Origin of the sequence: Pauljensenia sp. UMB3104 (assembly GCF_030217285.1) — a bacterium.
GTDB lineage: Bacteria > Actinomycetota > Actinomycetes > Actinomycetales > Actinomycetaceae > Pauljensenia.
On the sequence record NZ_JASONN010000015.1, the window covers coordinates 1 to 18,582 of the forward strand.

Below are 18,582 nucleotides of genomic sequence, written 5' to 3' on the forward strand. Positions count from 1 at the left end.
CATGTGGGTGCGCCAGCCAGATGGCGGGCGCACCCACATCATTATGTCTCGCGGCGTGCGTTACGCGGCCTGCTCCTGCCGGCCTCGCCACGCGCACGCGCCGGCGAGGCCGAGCAGGGCGGCTCCGCCCGCGAGCTGCGGGTAGATGCCGATGGACCCGGCCTTGGGGAGTACGCCGACCTGGGTATCGACGACGCGAATGCCGGGCGTGCGATCCCCGGGCAGGCTGCCCGAAGCGGGCAGGACGCGCACGGAGCTAAAGCCCTCGTCGGCACCGAAGTCCGTCTTGATGACGGTCGTGGCGTCAGCGTCCGTGCCGACTTCGATATGGAAGGCGACGGGACGGGGCAGCAGCGCATGCCCGGCGGGCGCGCGCGTCTCCACGAGCCAGTAGCTCTTACCGGTTTCGAGGGGCGCGGTCACGAATCGCGACCCGCCATCAAGAACAGAAACCGGGGTGCCAGCCAAGGCCTCGTTGTCGTAGATCGCGAAGGCCGCTCCGTCGAGCGGATACGTGCCGTCGTCGTTGGGGGTGCCGACCGGCTGCGTGCCGGCCTTCTCGATGCGGATCGGGCGGGGGCGCGCGGGCGCACAGGCCTCGTTGTTGGCCTCGCCGTCGTGATCGTAGGCGCCCGTCACCGCGTTGTAGAGGCCGTGGCCCGGGGTGAGGCGGTCGTTCGACGAGGCGCACTCGAGCAGGGCCTCGGAGTACCCGGCGGCCGCACTGTCGCGCGTGACCTTCATGCGGATGTACCACGTGGAGGACGCGCCCGGCTCGACGGTCGCACCCTCGGTGAGGACGTAGGAGGCGGCGGCCCCCTGCTCGGTCGCGCTGGCGAGAGCATCAACGCTGGTCGCGACGGTAGCGGAGCGCACGGTCAGGCCCGGCGCGAAGTTCGGCGTGTCCGTGAGGCGCCCGGTCGTGCCCGCGAGGGTGCCGTCGTTCGTGGCCGTGATGCGGTAGGTGACGGTGATGTCGTCCGTCGTCGCTCCCTCCACGGATTCGAGGTCCTTCTGGATGCGCAGCTTGGGCACCTGCTCGCGGTTGGTGAAGGTGCAGGTGATCGGCAGGGCCGCCGGGGACGAGGCCGGGGCGACCTGGGAGAAGTCCACACCACCCGTGTCAGCGTCGCGGGTGACATTCACGCGCTCGCCCACGCCGTTCAGGCAGGTCACATCGACGAGGCTCCACTGCGCGGAGTTCGGGTCATCGCTGGTCTTCCAGGGGCCAAAACGCCCCGGCGCACCAAAAGCCAACGGGAACCTGCCGGCGATTCGCGGCCCCGTCTCGGCGATGATGAACTGGGAGAAGCCGGGCATGAAGGCCCTGTAGCCGGAGGACACCGCCCCGGCCTCGCCGTATGCGGTCGGGGTCAGGTTCGCGTCCTCGAAGGAGTTCCACCCGACGAAGCCGTCGGCCGTCACGCTCGTGGTGAGCGGGGTTCCCGTGGGCGCGGCCCAGTCACCCACGCCCATCGTCGTGAAGGTGAACGGGGGAATCGCGTCGCCGACCTGTTCGGAGTCCGAGGTAACAGCTTTCGCGACGCGCACGTAGCGCTCCTGGCTGAAAGAGCCGTAGAGGCAGCCGAAGGACGCCTGGCTTTCCTTCGTCGTGAAGGTGGAGACAGGGGTCGAGCCGGCGGGCGGGGTGGCAGGGCAGTTACCGTCCGCGTTGGGCACGAATCCGTAGAGGACGAGGCGGTAGGGGATCCCATTGACGGTGATCGTCTGGTCCGAGGTGGTCTTCGTGATCGTCAGAATGTCATCTGACTGAGGTGTCTGGTCGGGCTTGCCTGCCGAGCCCGGGTAGTACTGGGGCTGATCCGTGTAGATGTCGTATCTGCCTTTTCCTTCACCGACTTTCTTGAAGCAGTGCCAGTTGCGATCGGATCGGGCAAGCGCGTAGTAGGGGGCGCTCGATGGGCAGGTGCGCGGCGCGGAGGCGCGGGAGACCCATTCGTAGGGGCCTCCCTTGCGTCGCACGGCCGTCGTGTCCGTGTCGTTGTCAGTTTCCTGCTGATCGAAGGGGAAGGATTCTTCGAGATCACCGATACGAATGTCGAAGGACGCGTGCACCCAGTGGATCTGGGAGTAGATCGGGTAGTTGTTGTGACGCACGGCCCCGATCAGGAAGGTGCTGTTGAGCGGGACGGTTCCGGGGTTGTTCGGCTTGTAGCCGAGCGCGCTCGTCGTTGAGGTCGAGATCGCGTCGGGCGTGTATTCGCCGTAGTAGGGGTACTGGTAGTAGGCAGCCAGGTGGTAGTCCCAGGCGACGCCTCGGGTGACGTAGGACCAGTAATCGCCGCTCTTCGCCGTATCTGCATCGAGCCAGTCTTGGGAGTATCCCGCGCGATACGCGACGGAGCGCTGGTTGGGGTCGGCGGAATTGTAGACCGTCATGCCGGGCACGATGCCGAAGTAGGAGTTGTCGGCGACGACGGTGGTGCGATCCGTGCCGGAGTCGTTGAGGACGGCCTTGCCGATTCGACCTTCGGATCGGTTGAAAGTGATGCTGTCGGCGCCGGGGGTCTCGAGGGGAGCCTCGGCCCGTGCGGCTCCGGGCACCATCACGAGGCCGGAGAGGGCGAGTCCGGCGAGCGCGGCAGCGATGATTCCACGCATGGCAATGCGACGCGGGCGCGACTGTCGCACCGTGCGGTCGGCTAGGTGGCCACCCGCCGGTGGATGGTCGTCTCGGTCGGCAGCGCCTTGACTCTGGACGCCACCCTGCATGTCAGTGAGTGTCATACTGCCCCCACGTTGATATGGTCACTGACTCACCATAACAATGGGACCTAGTTCCTGCACGACCCCCTAGGTCAGTATTTATTCATGCCCACACTCACGGACAGAAATTCGCACACTGACCCACGCTGCGAGTCAATCGCGCCCACCTCACACAACAACTAAGCAATCAAGCTGACCGCGCACACTTAACGGGACCTACGGCCCATCACCCATCAATACGGCGACAGACATATGAGCACACTCACCGCGTGGTAAAGAGAAAACACTTGTGCTCTGCACAACATGCGGGGGCGACCAAGCGTCCCACAGAGTCCCCATCGACAGGCAACACGCCACCGCTCAGACCGCCGACCCAACCAAGCAAGTGTCCACACTCTGTTTGCTCGCACACACTTATCGTCACATATGTAACATTTGCACCAGAAGTCACAGTCGCACCATTGCCGAGTATTCCCCGGCATAGCGCGCAAACAGAAGAAAGAACGAGCCTGTGCACATCGGAAACATCCCGACAGATGAGGCCACAGCACTTCCTACGCCCGTTAGACTGTGACTGGGAGCGGCCTCGCTTCCACAACGAACGTACGTCGCGCACAGCGCGGGGGAATGAGGAGAGCACGACTATGAGCATCTTCGACCGCTTCGAGAGCGCCGTCGAGAGAGGCGTCAACGGCGCCTTCTCGCGCGTGTTCCGGTCGGGGATCAAGCCCGTGGACATCACCACGGCGATCCGCCGCGCCATGGACGAATCCGTCCAGGAAGTCTCCGCCTCGCGCATCATCGCCGCGAACCACTTCGCGGTCTACGCCTCGCGCACCGACCTCACGTCCCTCGAGGCATCCCTTGACGTCCTCGCCGACGAGTTCGCCCAGCAGGCCACCGAGCACGCCTCCTCAAACGGCTACTCCCTCCTCGGCCCCGTGACGATCGAATTCATTGCCGACGCCTCCGAACCCAGCGGCACCCTCAAGGTCGACGCCGAAAACCGCAGGGGACCCGCGGCACCCGCCACCGCCTCGTCCGCATCCCCCGAGCACCCCATCATCGACGTCGACGGCGAAAAATGGCTCCTCACCGAGCCCGTGACCGTCATCGGACGCGGCTCCGAGGCCGACATCGTCGTCAACGACTCGGGTGTCTCGCGCCGTCACCTCGAACTGCGCATCACCCCCACCGGCGTGATCGCCACCGACCTCGGTTCCACCAACGGCACCTTCGTCGAGGGGCACCGTATCGACGCAGCGACCCTGCTCGACGGCAACCAAATCGTCATCGGACGTACCAAGATCCTCTTCTGGACCCACCCAGACCAGAGCGGAGTTTAATGAAGTGACCACCGACCTCGCATTCACCGTCTTCCGCATCGGGTTCCTGGTGCTGCTGTGGCTCCTCGTGCTCGCGGCCGTCAACACGCTGCGACGCGACATCTTCGGCACCGTCGTCACCCCGCGCGGCAAGGGACGCGACAAGGCGACGTCACGCCGCAAAGCCTCCCGCGACAAGCGCAAGGACAAGAAGCGCACGTCCTCCAACCCGCTGGCCCCCAAGGATCTCCTGGTGACCGGCGGCCCGCTCGTGGGCACCATGCTGCCCCTCGGCGAGGCCCCCATCGTCATCGGGCGCTCACCCGCCTGCACCCTCGTGCTCGAAGACGAGTACGCCTCCAGCCGCCACGCGGCGCTCACCCCCCAGTCCGATGGCTGGTGGATCGAAGACCTCTCCAGCCGAAACGGCACCTTCATCGACGACGAACGACTGAGCACCCCGCGCCAGCTCAAGATCGGTGACGTCATCCGAATCGGCCAGACGACTCTCGAATTGGTGGGTTGATATGTCAGGAAACGCGGTTCAATTCCACTACGCTGCCCGCTCCGACGTGGGCCTCGTCCGTTCCAACAACCAGGATTCGGGCTACGCCGGCGCGAACCTCCTCGTCCTCGCCGACGGCATGGGCGGCCCCGCAGGCGGCGACATCGCCTCCTCCGTGGCCCTCGCGCACCTCGTCCCCCTCGACACGGACTCCCACCCGGCCGACTCGATGCTCCCCCTCCTGCGCGAGGCACTCCTCGACGCGCACGAGGAGCTCACCGACCGCTCGAGCCGCGACCGCGACCTCGAAGGCCTGGGCACCACCTGCATCGCGCTCATGCGCAGCGGCAACCGCCTCGCCATGGTCCACATCGGCGACTCGCGCGCCTACGTGCTGCGCGGCGACACGCTCACGCAGGTCACAACCGACCACTCCTTCGTGCAATACCTGGTCGACACCGGCCAGATCACGCCCGAGGAAGCCGAGCACCACCCCAACCGCAACGTCGTCCTGAAGATCCTCGGCGACGCGCAGGCCGACGTCGCCCCCGACGAAACCATCCGCGAGGCCGTCGTCGGCGACCGCTGGATGCTGTGCTCCGACGGCCTCTCCGGCCTCGTCTCCCCCGAGACGATCGGCCAGGTCATGGCCGACATCAAGGATCCGGGCGAGTGCGCCGAAGAGCTGATCCGCCTGGCGCTCCTGGGTGGCGGCCCCGACAACATCACGTGCGTCATCGCGGACATCGTCCCCGCCGGCACGTTCCCGCCCGCTCCCCCGCAGATCGTGGGCGCCGCGGCCATCGACCGCAACGCTAAGTCCCGCGGAGGCGAAGGCGCGGCAGCCCGCGCGGCTGCCCTGGGTTCCTCGTCCTCGGGCACCCCCACCGACGAGGACGAGGCCCCCATCGAGCTCAAGCCCCGCTCCTCCTGGTGGACCCCGGTGTTCATCTCGCTGGTGACGGTCCTCGTCGTCGCGGCCTCGTGGATGTCGTGGAAGTGGACGCAAACCCAGTACTACGCGATCGGCCAGGACGGCTACGTCGTCATCTACCAGGGCATCCCCCAGTCGATCGGCCCGTGGCAGCTCTCGCACGCGGTCGAGGTCTCGAGCGTGTCCCTCGCCGACCTGGCACCCGTCGATCGCCAGCGCCTCGACACGCCGGTCCTGCGTTCCTCGCGCGCCGACATTGACTCCTACATCGAGGGCCTCAAGCGCTCCGCGGCCGAGAACGCGGCCTCGTCGTCCTCCTCGTCCTCGTCGTCGACGCCTCAGTCGGGGACGTCCCAATCCGGCGCGTCCCAGTCCGGGGCGCAGAGCGGGGGCGCCTCCTAATGGCTACCGTATCGATCGCGCCGGCCCGGCCTCGCCGATTCCTGGAGCTGACCCTCATGGGGTTGGCCTTGGCCGTCGGCATCGCCGGCTACGTGCTGACGTCGCTGAACTACACGGGGGAGATCCCCGCGAACCTGCTCACGCAGGTCGGCGTCCTGGTGGCCATCGCCATCATCGCCGAGGTCGGCGTGCACTTCCTGGCGCCCTACGCTGACCCCGTGATCCTGCCGGTCGCGGTGGCGCTGACGGGCCTGGGGCTGGCGATGATCTACCGCCTCGACCTGTCGTATGCCCGCAGGGACGAGGCCGTGGTTGGTTTCCGCCAGGCCCTCTTCGTGGGCATCGCGATCGTTATCGCGGCGGTCATTTTGATCACGCTGCGCGACCACCGCATGCTGCGCCGCTACACCTACACCTTCGGCGCACTCTCACTGTTCCTGCTGCTCCTGCCCATGATCCCGGGCCTGGGCCAGGAGACCTTCGGCGCGCGCGTGTGGATCCACCTGGGTCCCATCTCCGTTCAGCCCGGCGAGCTCGTGAAGATCACGCTGGCGATCTTCTTCGCCGGATATCTCGTGACGAACCGCGACAACCTGGCGATCGGCGGCCGCAAGTTCCTCGGCATGCGCCTGCCGCGCGCCCGCGACCTCGGCCCGATCATGGTCGTGTGGCTGATCGGCATCGCGATCCTCGTCCTGCAGCGCGACCTGGGTACCTCGCTGCTCTTCTTCGGCCTTTTCGTCGCGATGCTATACGTCGCCACGAACCGCGTGTCGTGGCTGGTCATCGGCTTTGCTCTGTTCGTGCCCGCGGTCCTCGTGGCGGTCAAGTCCTTCGCCCACGTGCAGACGCGCTTCAACATCTGGCTCAACGCCCTCGATCCCGACATCTACAACCAGGGGTCCTATCAGCTCGTCCAGGGCCTGTTCGGACAGGCTTCCGGCGGCCTCATGGGCACCGGCTGGGGCCGCGGCTACCCGCAGCTCGTGCCGCTGGCGAACTCCGACTTCATCCTCTCCTCCTTCGCGGAGGAACTGGGCTTGACCGGCATGGCCGCCATCCTGGTCCTGTACCTGATCCTCATCCAGCGAGGCCTGCGCGCGGCGCTGACGGTGCGTGACGGCTTCGGCAAGCTCCTGGCCACCGGCCTGAGCTTCTCGCTGGCCATCCAGCTGTTCGTGGTGCTCGGCGGCATCACGCGCATCATCCCGCTGACCGGCCTGACGGCCCCGTTCCTGGCGGCCGGCGGCTCGTCGATGGTGTCCTCGTGGATCACCGTCGCCCTGCTGATCCGCGTATCCGACGCTGCTCGCCGCCCGGCCTCGACCCCCGCACCGTGGAATTCCGGCATCCAGCCAGCCGTGGGAGTGGGTGAGTAAACCGTGAACAACCAGATCCGCAAGATCTTCATCATCGTCCTCATCATGTTCGCCCTGCTGGGCGTGGGCGTGACGAATACGCAGTTCATCTCCGCGTCTTCGCTCAACGCCGACGCGCGCAACCAGCGCACGATCCTGCACGCCGCGGAAACCGACCGCGGCCCGATCATCGTCGACAAGACGGCCATCGCCTCGTCCGAGCGCGAACAGGACTCCAAGCGTTACGTGCGCTCCTACGCCGAGGGTCCGCTGTATGCGCCGGTCACGGGCTATTTCTCGTCCGTGGGAAACGCGTCGACGGGTATCGAGGCCGCCGAAGAGGACGTCCTGGACGGCCAGTCGCAGACGCTGCTCGGCCAGCGCCTGCGCAACCTCCTGACGGGCCAGAACCGCCAGGGCGGCGGCGTGGAGCTCACCCTGAACTCGCAGATGCAGAAGGCCGCCGCCGAGGCCCTCGGGAACCGCAAGGGTGCCGTCGTGGCTCTCGATGCGAAGACCGGCGCGGTCCTCGCGATGTACTCGGCGCCGACGTTCGATCCGAACCAGCTTGCCTCCTCCGACGCGAACGCTGTGTCGGACGCGTTCTCGGCGCTCTCCTCGGACCCGAATAATCCGCTGCTCAACCGCGCGATCTCGCAGCGCTACGCGCCCGGTTCCACCTTCAAGGTCCTCACGACGATCGCTCTCATCGAAAACGGTGTCGCCGAGCCGGACACGCGCATGCCGTCGCCGGTGTCCACGACCCTGCCCGGCACCGCGACCGAGGTGTCCAACATCGAGTCCTCGACCTGCGGTGACGGTAACCCAACGCTGACCGAGGCCTTCGCCCGCTCGTGCAACACGACCTTCGTGCTCGCCTCCGAGCAGCTGACGACCCAGCAGCTCGTCGACGTGACGAACCGATTCGGTTTCGGGCGCGACTCCCAGATCCCGCTGGCGGTGACCCCCTCAGTCTTCCCCTCCGACGCAGACCCCGCGCAGCTCGCGATGAGCTCAATCGGCCAGTACACGGTCCAGACGACGCCCCTGCAGATGGCCCAGATCGCCCAGACGGTCGCCAACCAGGGCCAGATGATGACCCCGTACCTCATCGACTCGATCGTGGACGCCGACAACCAGGTCGTGCGCACGAACAGCCCGACCGACGGCGGCCGCCCGATTTCCGCGGAGACGGCCTCGAAGCTGCGCGCCATGATGGAAGCCGTCGTTTCCCAGCCCTACGGCACCGGCACGACGATGGCACTGCCGAACGTGGCCGTCGCCGCCAAGACCGGCACTGCTGAGACCGGTGAAGGCAACCGCGCAAACGCGTGGGCCATCGGCTTCGCGCCCGCCGACAACCCGCAGATCGCTTTCGCGGTCCTCGTCGAGGGCGACGACACCAACCCCACCCCGCACGGTGGCGACGTGGCCGGCCCGATCGCTCGCGCTGTCCTGGAAGCGGGGCTCAAGTGAGCGCGCCACGCATGACATCCGGCGCCGGGCGAGTGCTCGGCGGGCGCTACACGCTGCTCACCCCGATCGCACAGGGCGGCATGGGCGAGGTGTGGAAAGCCCGAGACCGGGTCAGCGGACACATCGTCGCCGCGAAGGTCCTGCGCCCCGAGCTGGCGGGCGAGGAGCTCTCCCTGTCGCGCCTGCGCCTCGAGGCCCGCAACTCGATGTCGATTTCCCACCCGAATATCGCGAACACGCAGGATTCGGGCCAGGAGGACGGTATCGGCTGGATCATCATGGAGCTCGTCGACGGCTACCCGCTGACGGACTACCTGCGCGGCGGCTCGCGCATCGAGCCCGAGTACCTCATGCCGATCCTCGTGCAGGTCGCGATGGCCCTGGGCGCCGCCGCGCGCGCTGGCGTCGTGCACCGCGACATCAAGCCCGCGAACATCCTTGTTCGCCCTGACGGCATGGTGAAACTGACGGACTTCGGCATCTCGCGCGCCACCGGCCAGGTGAACCTGACGGCCGCGGGCATGGTCATGGGCACCGCCCAGTACCTGCCGCCCGAGCAAGCCATGGGCGAGATCGCCACCCCCATCGGCGACCTGTATGCCCTCGGCGTCATCGCCTACGAGGCCGCGGCCGGGCGCCGCCCCTTCACCGGCGAAACGCAGGTGGACATCGCGTTCTCGCACGTCAACGACCCGGTGCCCCCGCTCCCGGATTTTGTCCCCGAGCCGCTCGCGGACGTCATCTTGCACCTGCTGGAGAAGGACCCCGCGAAGCGCCCCGAATCTGGCTCTGCCGCCGTGCGCGAGATCGCCGCGGCCGCCAAGGCCATGGGGATCTCCGTGACTCCCCGGCCTCTCCCCCTGCCGAAGGCCGCGCAGCGCCCGGCCGAGGTCCGCACGCCCGTCCAGCCCTCCGTGCCGATCGTTGCGCCGGTGCGTCACCTCACGCGCCGCACGCTCCCCGAGGACATGCTGCAACCTCCCTCAGGCCTGACCCCCAAGGTGCGCACCACGACCGGCCGCCACGCCGCCGTCCCCGTCCTGGACGAGGCGACCACGATCGCGCCCTCCTCCTCGGCGATTCCCATCACGGGCCGCCACGCGTCGGTTCCGCGCATCCTCGACGAGGCCGAGGTCCTTCCGACCGCACGCCCCGTTTCCGCGCCGACCCGGGTTCGTCGCCTGCACCCCGAGACCACCGGAGAGCATGCACCCGCGGTGTCCGGTGCCGTCCGCTCGCTGACCTCGACCGGGCGCCACGCGGCAGTCCCGGCCCCTCCGGTCGCCCCTCAGGCACCCGCCTCGGCGCCAACTCCGACCCGCTCCACCGCCACGGCACCCGCCGCTCCCTCTACCCCGGCATCTGTGCCTGCGCCCGCCACCAAGCCGACGTCGGCCTCGGCGCCGCGGCACGCGGTACCCACGCGTGCCGAGCAGGCCCCTCAGCCCAGCGAGAGCGCACAGCGTCCCCAGGCACCCATCCCCACGCCGCCCGTCACACCCGAGTCCGACCAGGCCTCCCCGGCCTCGGATGACCGCCGAGCCGCCCTCGCGCAGCGCCTGCGTGAACGCGCAGCCACCCGTCAGGCCGAGGACGCCGCCGAGGCGCAGCGCCGCGAACGCGTCGCACGCGAAGAGGAGCAGCGCCAACGCGAACTGCGCGAAGCCCGCGAACGCCGCGAAGCCGAACAGGCACAGCGCAAGGCCGAACAGGCACAGCGCGAAGCCGAACAGGCACAGCGCAAGGCCGCCCAACGCAGCGCCCCCGCCATCCCCCAGCCGACCCGCACCGAGCAGCGCACCGAGCAGCCCCGCCACCAAAAGGCAGCCACGGCCTCGTCGGCGCGCCCCACGAACGGTGGAACGCCGCGCGTGTACGGCACCGTCCCCCAGCCTCGGGCCACCAAGCCGTCGTCTCGTCCACGCCGATCCGTGTTCGAGCCTCGACCCGAGAAGACCACGCGCGGACCGCGCTGGCACGACCTCGACGCCCGATCGGCAGACAGGACGCGGCCGCCGGCCAAAACCGCCTACTCGCGCAGCGTGGTCGCACCACCCGTCCCAGCATCCAGGCAGATTATTCGCGCGGTCATCGTCGCAATCATCGTGATTGGGCTCATCGCGCTCACAGCTATTACGATCAAACACATGCTTGGCTCCCTGATTCATCCAAGTGCGGGAGCACACATTATCGAGGAGGTTAGGACATGGCAGAGCCCATGGCCCACCGTCTAGCTGGCCGATACGAGGTCCGCTCGCTCATCGGGCGAGGCGGCATGGCCGAGGTCCACCTGGGCTTCGACACTCGTCTGTCGCGCGTCGTCGCCATCAAGATGCTGCGACGCGACCTGGCACAGGATTCGATCTTCCAGGCGCGCTTCCGCCGCGAAGCGCAGTCAGCGGCGTCGCTGAATCACCCGAACATCGTCGCCGTCTACGACACCGGCGAGGAAATCATCGAAGACGCGTCCGGCCGCTCGATCGCGGTGCCCTACATCGTCATGGAGTACGTGGAGGGGCACACGGTCAAGGACCTCATCTCCGACGGCACGGCCGTGCCGATCAACGAGGCCATCGAGATCGTGTCCGGCGTCCTGTCCGCCCTCCAGTACTCGCACGCGAACCACCTGGTGCACCGCGACATTAAGCCCGGCAACATCATGCTGACGTCGGACGGCAAGGTCAAGGTCATGGACTTCGGCATCGCCCGCGCCCTGACCGACTCGCAGGCCACCATGACGCAGACGAACGCCGTCGTCGGCACCGCCCAGTACCTCTCCCCCGAGCAGGCACGAGGCGAGGCCGTGGACGCCCGCTCCGACCTGTACTCGACAGGTGTCGTGCTCTTCGAGCTGCTGACCGGCCGCCCGCCCTTCAAGGGCGACTCCGCCGTCGCCGTCGCCTACCAGCACGTCGAGCAGATCCCGCCCACGCCCTCGTCGATCCTGTCCGATATCCCGGACTCCCTCGACCGCGTGGTGCTCAAGGCCCTGGCGAAGAACCGCGAGGACCGCTACCCGAGCGCGGCCGCGATGCTCGCGGACCTGCAGCGCGTCGCCCGAGGCCTCGACGTGGGTGCACCGCCCGCGGACTCGTGGGCCACCGAGGTGCTGCCCGCCGCCGGTGCGGCTAGCGCCCAGACCGCTGCAACCATGCCGATGGCAGCCGTCGCCAACCGCACCCCCGCCCCGGCGATGGCCGCGACCTCCACGTCGCTGCCCCCCGTGGCCACCGCGGACGCGGATGACGACGCCGCGAAGTCACGCAAGCGCCGCACGGCGATCATCGCGACCCTCGTGGTCATCGCCCTGCTGCTCATCGGCGGCTCGGTGTGGGCCCTCACGCGCGGCGCCGCACAAGCCGAGACGATCGCGGTCCCCAACGTTGTCGGCCTGACGCAGGCCGAGGCGAAGACCCAGATCGAGCAGGCCGGATTCACCTGGGAACTCAACCCCGACAAGGTCGCCTCCGACACCGTGGCCGAGGGGTCCGTCGCCTCCACCGATCCGACAGCCGGCACGCAGGCCGAGAAGGGCGCGACCGTGCGCGTCACCATCTCCTCCGGCCCCGATTCCGTGACCCTGCCGGACAACCTGGTCGGCATGAGCCCTGACGACGCACGCAAGGCGATCGAGGCCCTGGGCTTGAAGTGGGAGCTCGACAACAGCAAGGTCGCCTCCGACACCGTCCCCGAGGGCAAGGTCGCGCAGACCAACCCCTCCCCCGGTTCGAAGGTGAAGGCCGGCCAGACGATCCGCGCCTACCTGTCCTCCGGTTCTGACCAGGTCGATGTTCCGGACCTGTCCGGCATGAGCCAGGACCAGGCGCGCAGCGCCCTGAAGGCCGTCGGCCTGGAACTCGGTAACGTGACGAGCGTCGACTCCGAGAAGGACAAGGATCGCATCGTCGATCAGGACCCGGCCACCGGCACGAAGGTCAAGAAGGGCTCCACCGTCGGCGTGTCCGTGTCGAACGGTAAGGCCGCCCAGGTGGAGATCCCCTCCGTCGTCGGCATCGGCCGTGATGACGCCGAGGCGCAGCTCAAGGCTCTCGGCCTGAACGTCACCGTCGAGGAAGTCTCGGGCAACCAGCCCGCCGGCCAGGTCCTGTCCGTCGAGCCCGGCGTGGGCTCGAAGGTCGACAAGAACTCGACCGTGAAGCTGAAGGTCGCGAAGGGCACCCAGAACGGCAACAACGGCAACAATAACGGCAACAACGGGAACGGCCACTGAGGCTCCCGCGGGTCGGGTCCGCGTGACGGTATCGAGCCGAGCGGTCACTGATCGGGTGAGTAACTGATCGGACTAGCGGCTAACACCGGCTAGCGACTGACCCGGCGATTGATGAGGCCCGCGCCGCAGGATTTCTCCTGGCGAGCGCGGGCCTCACTGTATGCGCGGGGCTGCCTCCGCAACGCACATGAGCGAACCGGTGGCATTGTTGCTGGGCCACGCGAGCCATACTGGTTGAGACGCATCGCTCGCTTCCACCACGAATAGCGTGCCAGACGCGCCCGCCAAAACACCCGCCCTCGCCAACAGTCAGCGCCCTTCGCCAATAGGTTTCGCAACACTGCTTCACCCCAGACAGCCGGTATCCCACGCGGATAGGTTATGACGATATGGATAGGTTATCGGCATCCGGATAGGTTAATAAGCTATCCGCATACGCATAACCTATCCGTATGCTCGTAACCTATCCGGATGTTCACGCCAACAAGTACATCTGCGGCACCAGATCGGGAACGTTACACCACTTAGGGAGCATTGCACCAGCTCAGAAAGGGTGTAACACTCCCTAAACGGTGTCACACCACAAAGCAACAAGAACTTTCGTGGCCGCGCCTGGTCAGCACCATGCAAATTCTGGCGTCACACCGCTAAACAACAAGCGCTATCGCACACGCTCCTCAAGGAGCTCACGCCGAACGGGGGCTTTTGCACGACACGACGCTTCGACACGCCGGCGAGGCACGCCCTCAGGCCCCCATGTAGTGCAAAACCCCCAGAACGCAGACCCTACAGCTTGAAGCGCTCGGCGACGACGGGCTTGAGGGACACGGCACGCTCACGCGCGTCGGCGTCGCCGCAGGCGGCCAGCCAGTTGGCGAACATGAGGTGCCCGGACTGGGTCATGACGGACTCGGGGTGGAACTGGACGCCCTCAAGGGGCAGGGAGCGGTGGCGCACGCCCATGATGATGCCGGACTCGGTGCTCGCGGAGACCTCGAGCTCGTCGGGCATGGTCGCCGGGTCGATAGTCAGCGAGTGGTAGCGGGTGACGGTCAGCGGCGAGGGCACGCCCTCGAACACGCCGCGCCCGTCGTGGGTGATGACGGAGGTCTTGCCGTGCATGAGCTCGGGCGCATGCCCGACGGTCGCGCCGAAGAGCTCGCCCAGGGCCTGATGGCCCAGGCACACGCCCAGCATCGGGATCTTGCGCTCGGCGCAGTCGGCGATGGTCTGCAGGGAGGCGCCGGCGCTCTTGGGGTCGCCGGGTCCGGGGGAGATGAGGACGCCGTCGTAGCCTGCCTCGAACCACGCGGGATCCACGACATCGTTGCGCACAACGTCCACGACCGCGCCCAGGTGGCGCAGGTAGCCCACGATCGTGAAGACGAACGAGTCATAGTTGTCGACGCAGAGGATTCGTGCCATCGCAGGTCCTTTCATGTACGAGGCCGGGGCCCCTTCTCCGGCATCCATGGTAGGGCGCTCGCCGACTGGGCGCGCGGGCGCTGTCCGTTCTCCGGGCGCGCGGACACGGACAGCGGAAACCCGGCCCACACACGTGGATACAGCACGAGGCCGGGGTGGCCCCGGCCTCGTCCCTTCCAGAAGCGTGCGGCTCAGGCGCCGCCGACGGAGGACTGTCCCAGTTCCAGGTAGGACTGGACCCAGGGGTAGACCCAGGTGAACAGGGCGGCGACTGCAGCGCCGATGAGGGCCAGGGATTCGATGACTTTGAACCAGGTGGGGCCGGGCAGGTGGCGGAAGATCCATGCGTACATGTGGGGTCCTTCAGTTCGTGGGTTCGTCGACGAGTTCGGCGGGCACGCCCGTGTCCTTGGGGGTCCAGGATTCGAACTTGAGGTGGACGATGTAGCGCTGCCAGTTGCCGTATTCGGGGTGGCAGGTGGTCATGGTCATCCAGCGCTCGGTGGGTGTTTCGGACCAGGAGAGGTCGTCGATGACGGGGGCGACGACGCGCATCTGCGTGGGGTCGGTGGCGTCGATGATCTCGGAGGAGACCATGGAGTAGACGAGGTAGTGGTCGTCGACTTCCACGACGACCTTGTCGCCCTGGGTGAGCCGGTCAATCCAGCGGAAGTTGTTGCCGTAGGTGCGGCGGTGGCCGGCGACGGAGAAGTTGCCGACGCCGCCGGGCTGGGTGGTCGTGTCGTAGTGGCCGGCCCACCCCTGGTCGAGGACGTAGGAGGTGGTGCCTTCGGCGAGCGGGATCTTCATCCAGTCCCAGGTGGGCACGTGGATGAGGCCGTAGACTTCGCCGTCGCCGACTTCGCGCGTGAACTCGGGCGGGTCGTCGGTGCGGACTTCGCCGAGGGTGCGCTTGGCGGGCTGGTGGCTGTCTTCGTACGAGGCGATGGTCTGGGAGACCTGCCCGGAGACTTCGTAGGTCGTCCAGTACAGCTGCCAGACGGAGAAGAGGCCGACGATGAACGCGAAGGTGATGAGCAGTTCGCCGATGACACCGACGATGTTCCAGAAGATGTTGGAGCGCTTTTTGCTTGTCGGCGAGGCTGGGGCGACGTGTTCACCCATTCGTTTCCTCCACGGTTGCGTAGTTGACTGTCTGCGAGGTGGTGGCGGGCGCGAAGCTCAGGGAGTCTTTGGTCTGCATGTCCCACCCGAGGCCGTACTTTGTCACGTAGACCTGGTAATTCACCATACGTGGGTTTGCAGTAACCGTCGCGCGCAGGGTGGCAGGATCACCGATTGCTTGGATCACATAGGGCGGCGAGTAGCTGGTGCCGTCGACGAGGATGACGTTGCCGATGCAGCGGATGACGGTGCGGGAGGTGACGCGCACGCCTTGGACGGTCATGGCCTCGGCGCCGCCGCTCCACAGGGCGTTCATGGTGTCCTCGATGTCCTGCTGGTGGATGACGAGGTCGTTGGGGGTTGCGCCTTCGGGGATCTGTCCGGGGGGTGCGTCGGAGAGGGTGATTTGGACGCCGGGTCCGGAGACGGGGCGGTTGGAGCGTGCGGTGAACGCGTCTTCGTCGGGGGCGCCGGATTGGGGGTCGGCGGAGGAGAAGCTCTGGACCTGCGCGTCGAGCTCGGACACCTCATTGTCGAGGGTTTTGACCTGTTCCTGGCGGTTACGCACGAGGGTGGTCAGGTCGGAGGTGGCGGCGGGGTTTTTGCGTTCGTTGAGCGCGGAGACGGAGAACAGGAGTCCGGAGGCGACGGTGACGGCGAGGACGCCTGCGATGTGGCGGACGCTGCGTGGGCGCATCTCTCCCCCTCCCGTGGCGCTGCGCTTTGGCACTTTCCACGTCCGAGACTACGCTAGTGTTGCGACTAATTCATCACCGCCGGGCGGTTTTCTTCCCGCGCGGGCCAGCAGAGAGGACCCGACGTGGCCGAATCCAAGAAGCGTAAGAAGAATGGGCATGAGGTTGAGGACGATACCGATATCCAGAACTGGACTGACGGTATTCCGCTGAGCCCGGCCTGGTGGGCGCCCGCTTTCGTGACCCTGATGATTCTGGGTCTGCTGTGGGTTGTCGTCTACTACATTTCGTCGGGCACGTACCCGGTGCCGAAGTTGGGCGCGTGGAACATCGCGGTGGGCTTGGGCACGATGATGGTGGGCTTCCTGATGACGCTGCGTTGGCGTTGACGGGGGCGCGGTGGGCGCGAGCCTGCCGTCTCCAGTGAGTGTGAGTGTGGGGCGTTCCGGCTGCGGCCGGGACGCCCCACTGTTTGTATCGATGTCTATCGACGAGGCCGGGGCTGGCTGTCGGGTCGAAGCGGAGTCGCCGGGTCCCGAGTGCAGCTGCCGGGTTATGGGCGACTGAGTTCGACTCTCATGCCCGCGTCGTACATGCCGAGGAGGGAGCGTCCGGCGAGGCCGTCTTCGAGGCGCGCGGGGTGCGCGCTGGCGAAGGACATGACGGTCGTGGCGCCGGCTCGCAGGATCGCGGGTGAGGCCGGGGCGGAGGGGCCGAGGACGACGGTGTGGGCGTCGGAGGAGAGCGCAAGGAGGCGCGGCATGGTTTTGTTGACGAACGCGGATCCGGAGATGAAGACGTAGTCCATCTCGGGGAGCAGGTATTCGCAGGCGGAGTCGGGGTAGTCGCCGTCGAAGACGTTGCGTTCGAGGATGGTGAGCTCGGCGGCATCGGGCATGGCGGCGGCCGCGAAGGGGAAGTGTCCGATGACGGCAACGCGCTTGCCGGCGACGAGGGGCGCGTAGGGATGGAACGTGCGCGCCCAGTTGTTTTCCTTGCAGGGGCGGAAACCGTGGGCGAGGGCGCGCACGGGGTGGGAGTGGTAGGCGTTGACGGCGGCCATGCCGATGCCGGCGTCTTCGAAGTTCCAGGACTTGGCGAGGGCCGCGACGTCGCGCAGGGGGCGTCCGACGAGGTCGGAGGGGTCTTCGGTGGCGCGCGGGCGGGACTGGACGTTCATGCCGAAGGCCATGCCGACGCCGTCTTCGCTGGAGGCGACGCGACGCCATTTGCCGTCGGTGTGGATCGCCGTGACGGTGATGTCGGCGGGGATCTCGTCGATGAGCTGGTCGTACAGGTCCCAGGGGCTGGTCATGGTCTCTCCTGTGGGAAGCATGAGGGAGGGTCCGGCATGCTTTGCCGGACCCTCCCTATGTTAGGCCATCCTTAGATGCGACGCGCCTGTCGGTCGTGAACGCGTCACGCGCCGTAGACCTCGTACAGGACGCGGAAAGCGAGCGCGCAAAGCGCGACCATGCCCGCGATCATGCCGAGGGCCGCGAGCGCCTGGCGGCGATTCTGCGCGGCCTCCGTGACGCCCGAGCGCGGGCGTGCCAGGCGCACCAAAACCCACGTGGCGGCCACGCCAGCGATCGCCCCGCCGATGTGCCCCTGCCAGGAGATGCCGCTGACCACGAAGCCGTACACGAGGTTGACGCCGAGCAGGGTCAGGATCGCGGTCGTGTCGGACCCACCCAGGCGCTGCAGGACAAACACCGCGCCGAAGAGCCCAAACACGGCGGCGGACGCGCCCACCGTGCTGACGAAAATCTCGGTGGGCTGGATCAGGCACCACGCGAGGATGAAAGCGGAGCCGCCCAGCGCGCTCACCAGGTAGACGGTGAGGAAGCGCCACCAGCCCATCACCGGCTCGATCGCGCGTCCCACCCAGTACAGGGACAGCATGTTGAACAGGATGTGCAACAGGCCGCCGTGCAGGAAAGCCCCCGTGAGGATCGTCCACGGGTGGGCCATCAGCTGCGCGGGCACGAGGGCGAGCGAGGATATGAGAGAGGGCAACACCCATGTGAGGGCGTACATGAGGACGCAGATCGTCATCATCGCGTAGGTGACGACCGGCGCGCCAGCGGCGGCCGCGCGCGACGGGGAACGCATCCACCCCTTCTTCGAGGAGGAGCAGTCCACGCAGATGGAGCGCACCTCGGTGGGGATCGCGCAGTCCACGCACATGGGGCGGTTGCAGCGCTTGCAGTAGTCGACGCTGCGCACGCCCGGGTGGCGCGGGCACTCGGGAGCGGCGCGCGGGTCAGAGCGTTGGCCGTAGCTCGGCATGCTCATAGCTTCCCTTTCGGCGGGGTAAGGGACGAGGCCGGGGAGCGCCATCCCGGTCACTGCGCGCAGCAGCGGGGGGCGGCCCCG

The 18,582-nt window shown here is 67.3% G+C and carries 15 protein-coding genes; 8 read left to right on the top strand and 7 right to left on the bottom strand.

Annotated elements, in window-relative coordinates:
- Positions 1 to 60 precede the first annotated feature (60 nt).
- A complete protein-coding gene (locus tag QP415_RS07790; protein ID WP_285099625.1) occupies positions 61 to 2,748 on the bottom strand; it encodes a SpaA isopeptide-forming pilin-related protein in 2,688 nt (895 codons plus the stop codon).
- Between the two features lie 623 nt (positions 2,749 to 3,371).
- Between QP415_RS07790 and QP415_RS07795 the strand changes: the two genes are divergently transcribed.
- From QP415_RS07795 to pknB, 7 genes are read left to right on the top strand one after another with little or no spacing between them, the layout of a single operon-like run.
- A complete protein-coding gene (locus tag QP415_RS07795; RefSeq protein WP_016460761.1) occupies positions 3,372 to 4,073 on the top strand; it encodes an FhaA domain-containing protein in 702 nt (233 codons plus the stop codon).
- Between the two features lie 4 nt (positions 4,074 to 4,077).
- Positions 4,078 to 4,578: an FHA domain-containing protein FhaB/FipA gene (locus QP415_RS07800; protein ID WP_016460760.1), complete on the top strand. Its 501-nt coding sequence runs from the start codon at positions 4,078 to 4,080 to the stop codon at positions 4,576 to 4,578.
- A gap of 1 nt (position 4,579) precedes the next feature.
- Positions 4,580 to 5,893, top strand: a complete 1,314-nt coding sequence (locus tag QP415_RS07805; RefSeq protein ID WP_285099626.1) for a PP2C family protein-serine/threonine phosphatase — start codon at positions 4,580 to 4,582, stop codon at positions 5,891 to 5,893.
- On the top strand, positions 5,893 to 7,272 hold the full coding sequence (locus QP415_RS07810) for an FtsW/RodA/SpoVE family cell cycle protein (protein ID WP_285099627.1): 1,380 nt from the start codon (positions 5,893 to 5,895) through the stop codon (positions 7,270 to 7,272). The genes QP415_RS07805 and QP415_RS07810 overlap by 1 nt, the downstream gene beginning before the upstream one ends.
- Positions 7,273 to 7,275: 3 nt before the next feature.
- Positions 7,276 to 8,727 (top strand): peptidoglycan D,D-transpeptidase FtsI family protein, encoded by a 1,452-nt coding sequence (locus tag QP415_RS07815; protein ID WP_285099628.1) that lies wholly within the window; start codon positions 7,276 to 7,278, stop codon positions 8,725 to 8,727.
- 11 nt (positions 8,728 to 8,738) lie between these two features.
- Entirely contained in the window at positions 8,739 to 10,961 is a 2,223-nt protein-coding gene (locus QP415_RS07820; protein ID WP_285099629.1) for a serine/threonine-protein kinase, read from the top strand.
- Positions 10,934 to 12,958 carry a Stk1 family PASTA domain-containing Ser/Thr kinase gene (pknB, locus tag QP415_RS07825; RefSeq protein WP_285099630.1) on the top strand — a complete coding sequence of 675 codons (2,025 nt, stop codon included), beginning with the start codon at positions 10,934 to 10,936 and terminating at the stop codon, positions 12,956 to 12,958. The genes QP415_RS07820 and pknB overlap by 28 nt, the downstream gene beginning before the upstream one ends.
- Before the next feature lie 786 nt (positions 12,959 to 13,744).
- On the opposite strand, the gene QP415_RS07830 is transcribed toward pknB, so the two are convergent.
- From QP415_RS07830 to QP415_RS07845, 4 genes are all read right to left on the bottom strand, one after another.
- Positions 13,745 to 14,431 carry a glutamine amidotransferase-related protein gene (locus QP415_RS07830; RefSeq protein WP_198008381.1) on the bottom strand — a complete coding sequence of 229 codons (687 nt, stop codon included), beginning with the start codon at positions 14,429 to 14,431 and terminating at the stop codon, positions 13,745 to 13,747.
- 143 nt (positions 14,432 to 14,574) lie between these two features.
- A complete protein-coding gene (locus QP415_RS07835; protein ID WP_003791609.1) occupies positions 14,575 to 14,736 on the bottom strand; it encodes a hypothetical protein in 162 nt (53 codons plus the stop codon).
- A gap of 10 nt (positions 14,737 to 14,746) precedes the next feature.
- Positions 14,747 to 15,508: a class E sortase gene (locus QP415_RS07840; protein WP_048677541.1), complete on the bottom strand. Its 762-nt coding sequence runs from the start codon at positions 15,506 to 15,508 to the stop codon at positions 14,747 to 14,749.
- Complete coding sequence (locus QP415_RS07845; protein ID WP_016460752.1) at positions 15,501 to 16,205, bottom strand: DUF881 domain-containing protein; 705 nt, start codon at positions 16,203 to 16,205, stop codon at positions 15,501 to 15,503. Before QP415_RS07845 ends, QP415_RS07840 begins: the two co-directional genes overlap by 8 nt.
- Positions 16,206 to 16,328: 123 nt before the next feature.
- Here QP415_RS07845 and QP415_RS07850 point away from each other — a divergent pair, with 123 nt between their 5' ends.
- The gene (locus QP415_RS07850; protein WP_016460751.1) at positions 16,329 to 16,592 is read left to right on the top strand and encodes a cell division protein CrgA; all 264 of its coding nucleotides are present in this window, start codon (positions 16,329 to 16,331) and stop codon (positions 16,590 to 16,592) included.
- A 164-nt stretch (positions 16,593 to 16,756) separates the two neighbouring features.
- Here the strand turns inward: QP415_RS07850 and QP415_RS07855 are convergent, their stop codons facing one another.
- Together QP415_RS07855 and QP415_RS07860 are read right to left on the bottom strand one after the other, a co-directional pair.
- Positions 16,757 to 17,518: a Rossmann-like domain-containing protein gene (locus QP415_RS07855; RefSeq protein ID WP_285099631.1), complete on the bottom strand. Its 762-nt coding sequence runs from the start codon at positions 17,516 to 17,518 to the stop codon at positions 16,757 to 16,759.
- Positions 17,519 to 17,622: 104 nt separating this feature from the next.
- On the bottom strand, positions 17,623 to 18,501 hold the full coding sequence (locus tag QP415_RS07860; RefSeq protein ID WP_285099632.1) for a rhomboid family intramembrane serine protease: 879 nt from the start codon (positions 18,499 to 18,501) through the stop codon (positions 17,623 to 17,625).
- Positions 18,502 to 18,582: the final 81 nt, after the last annotated feature.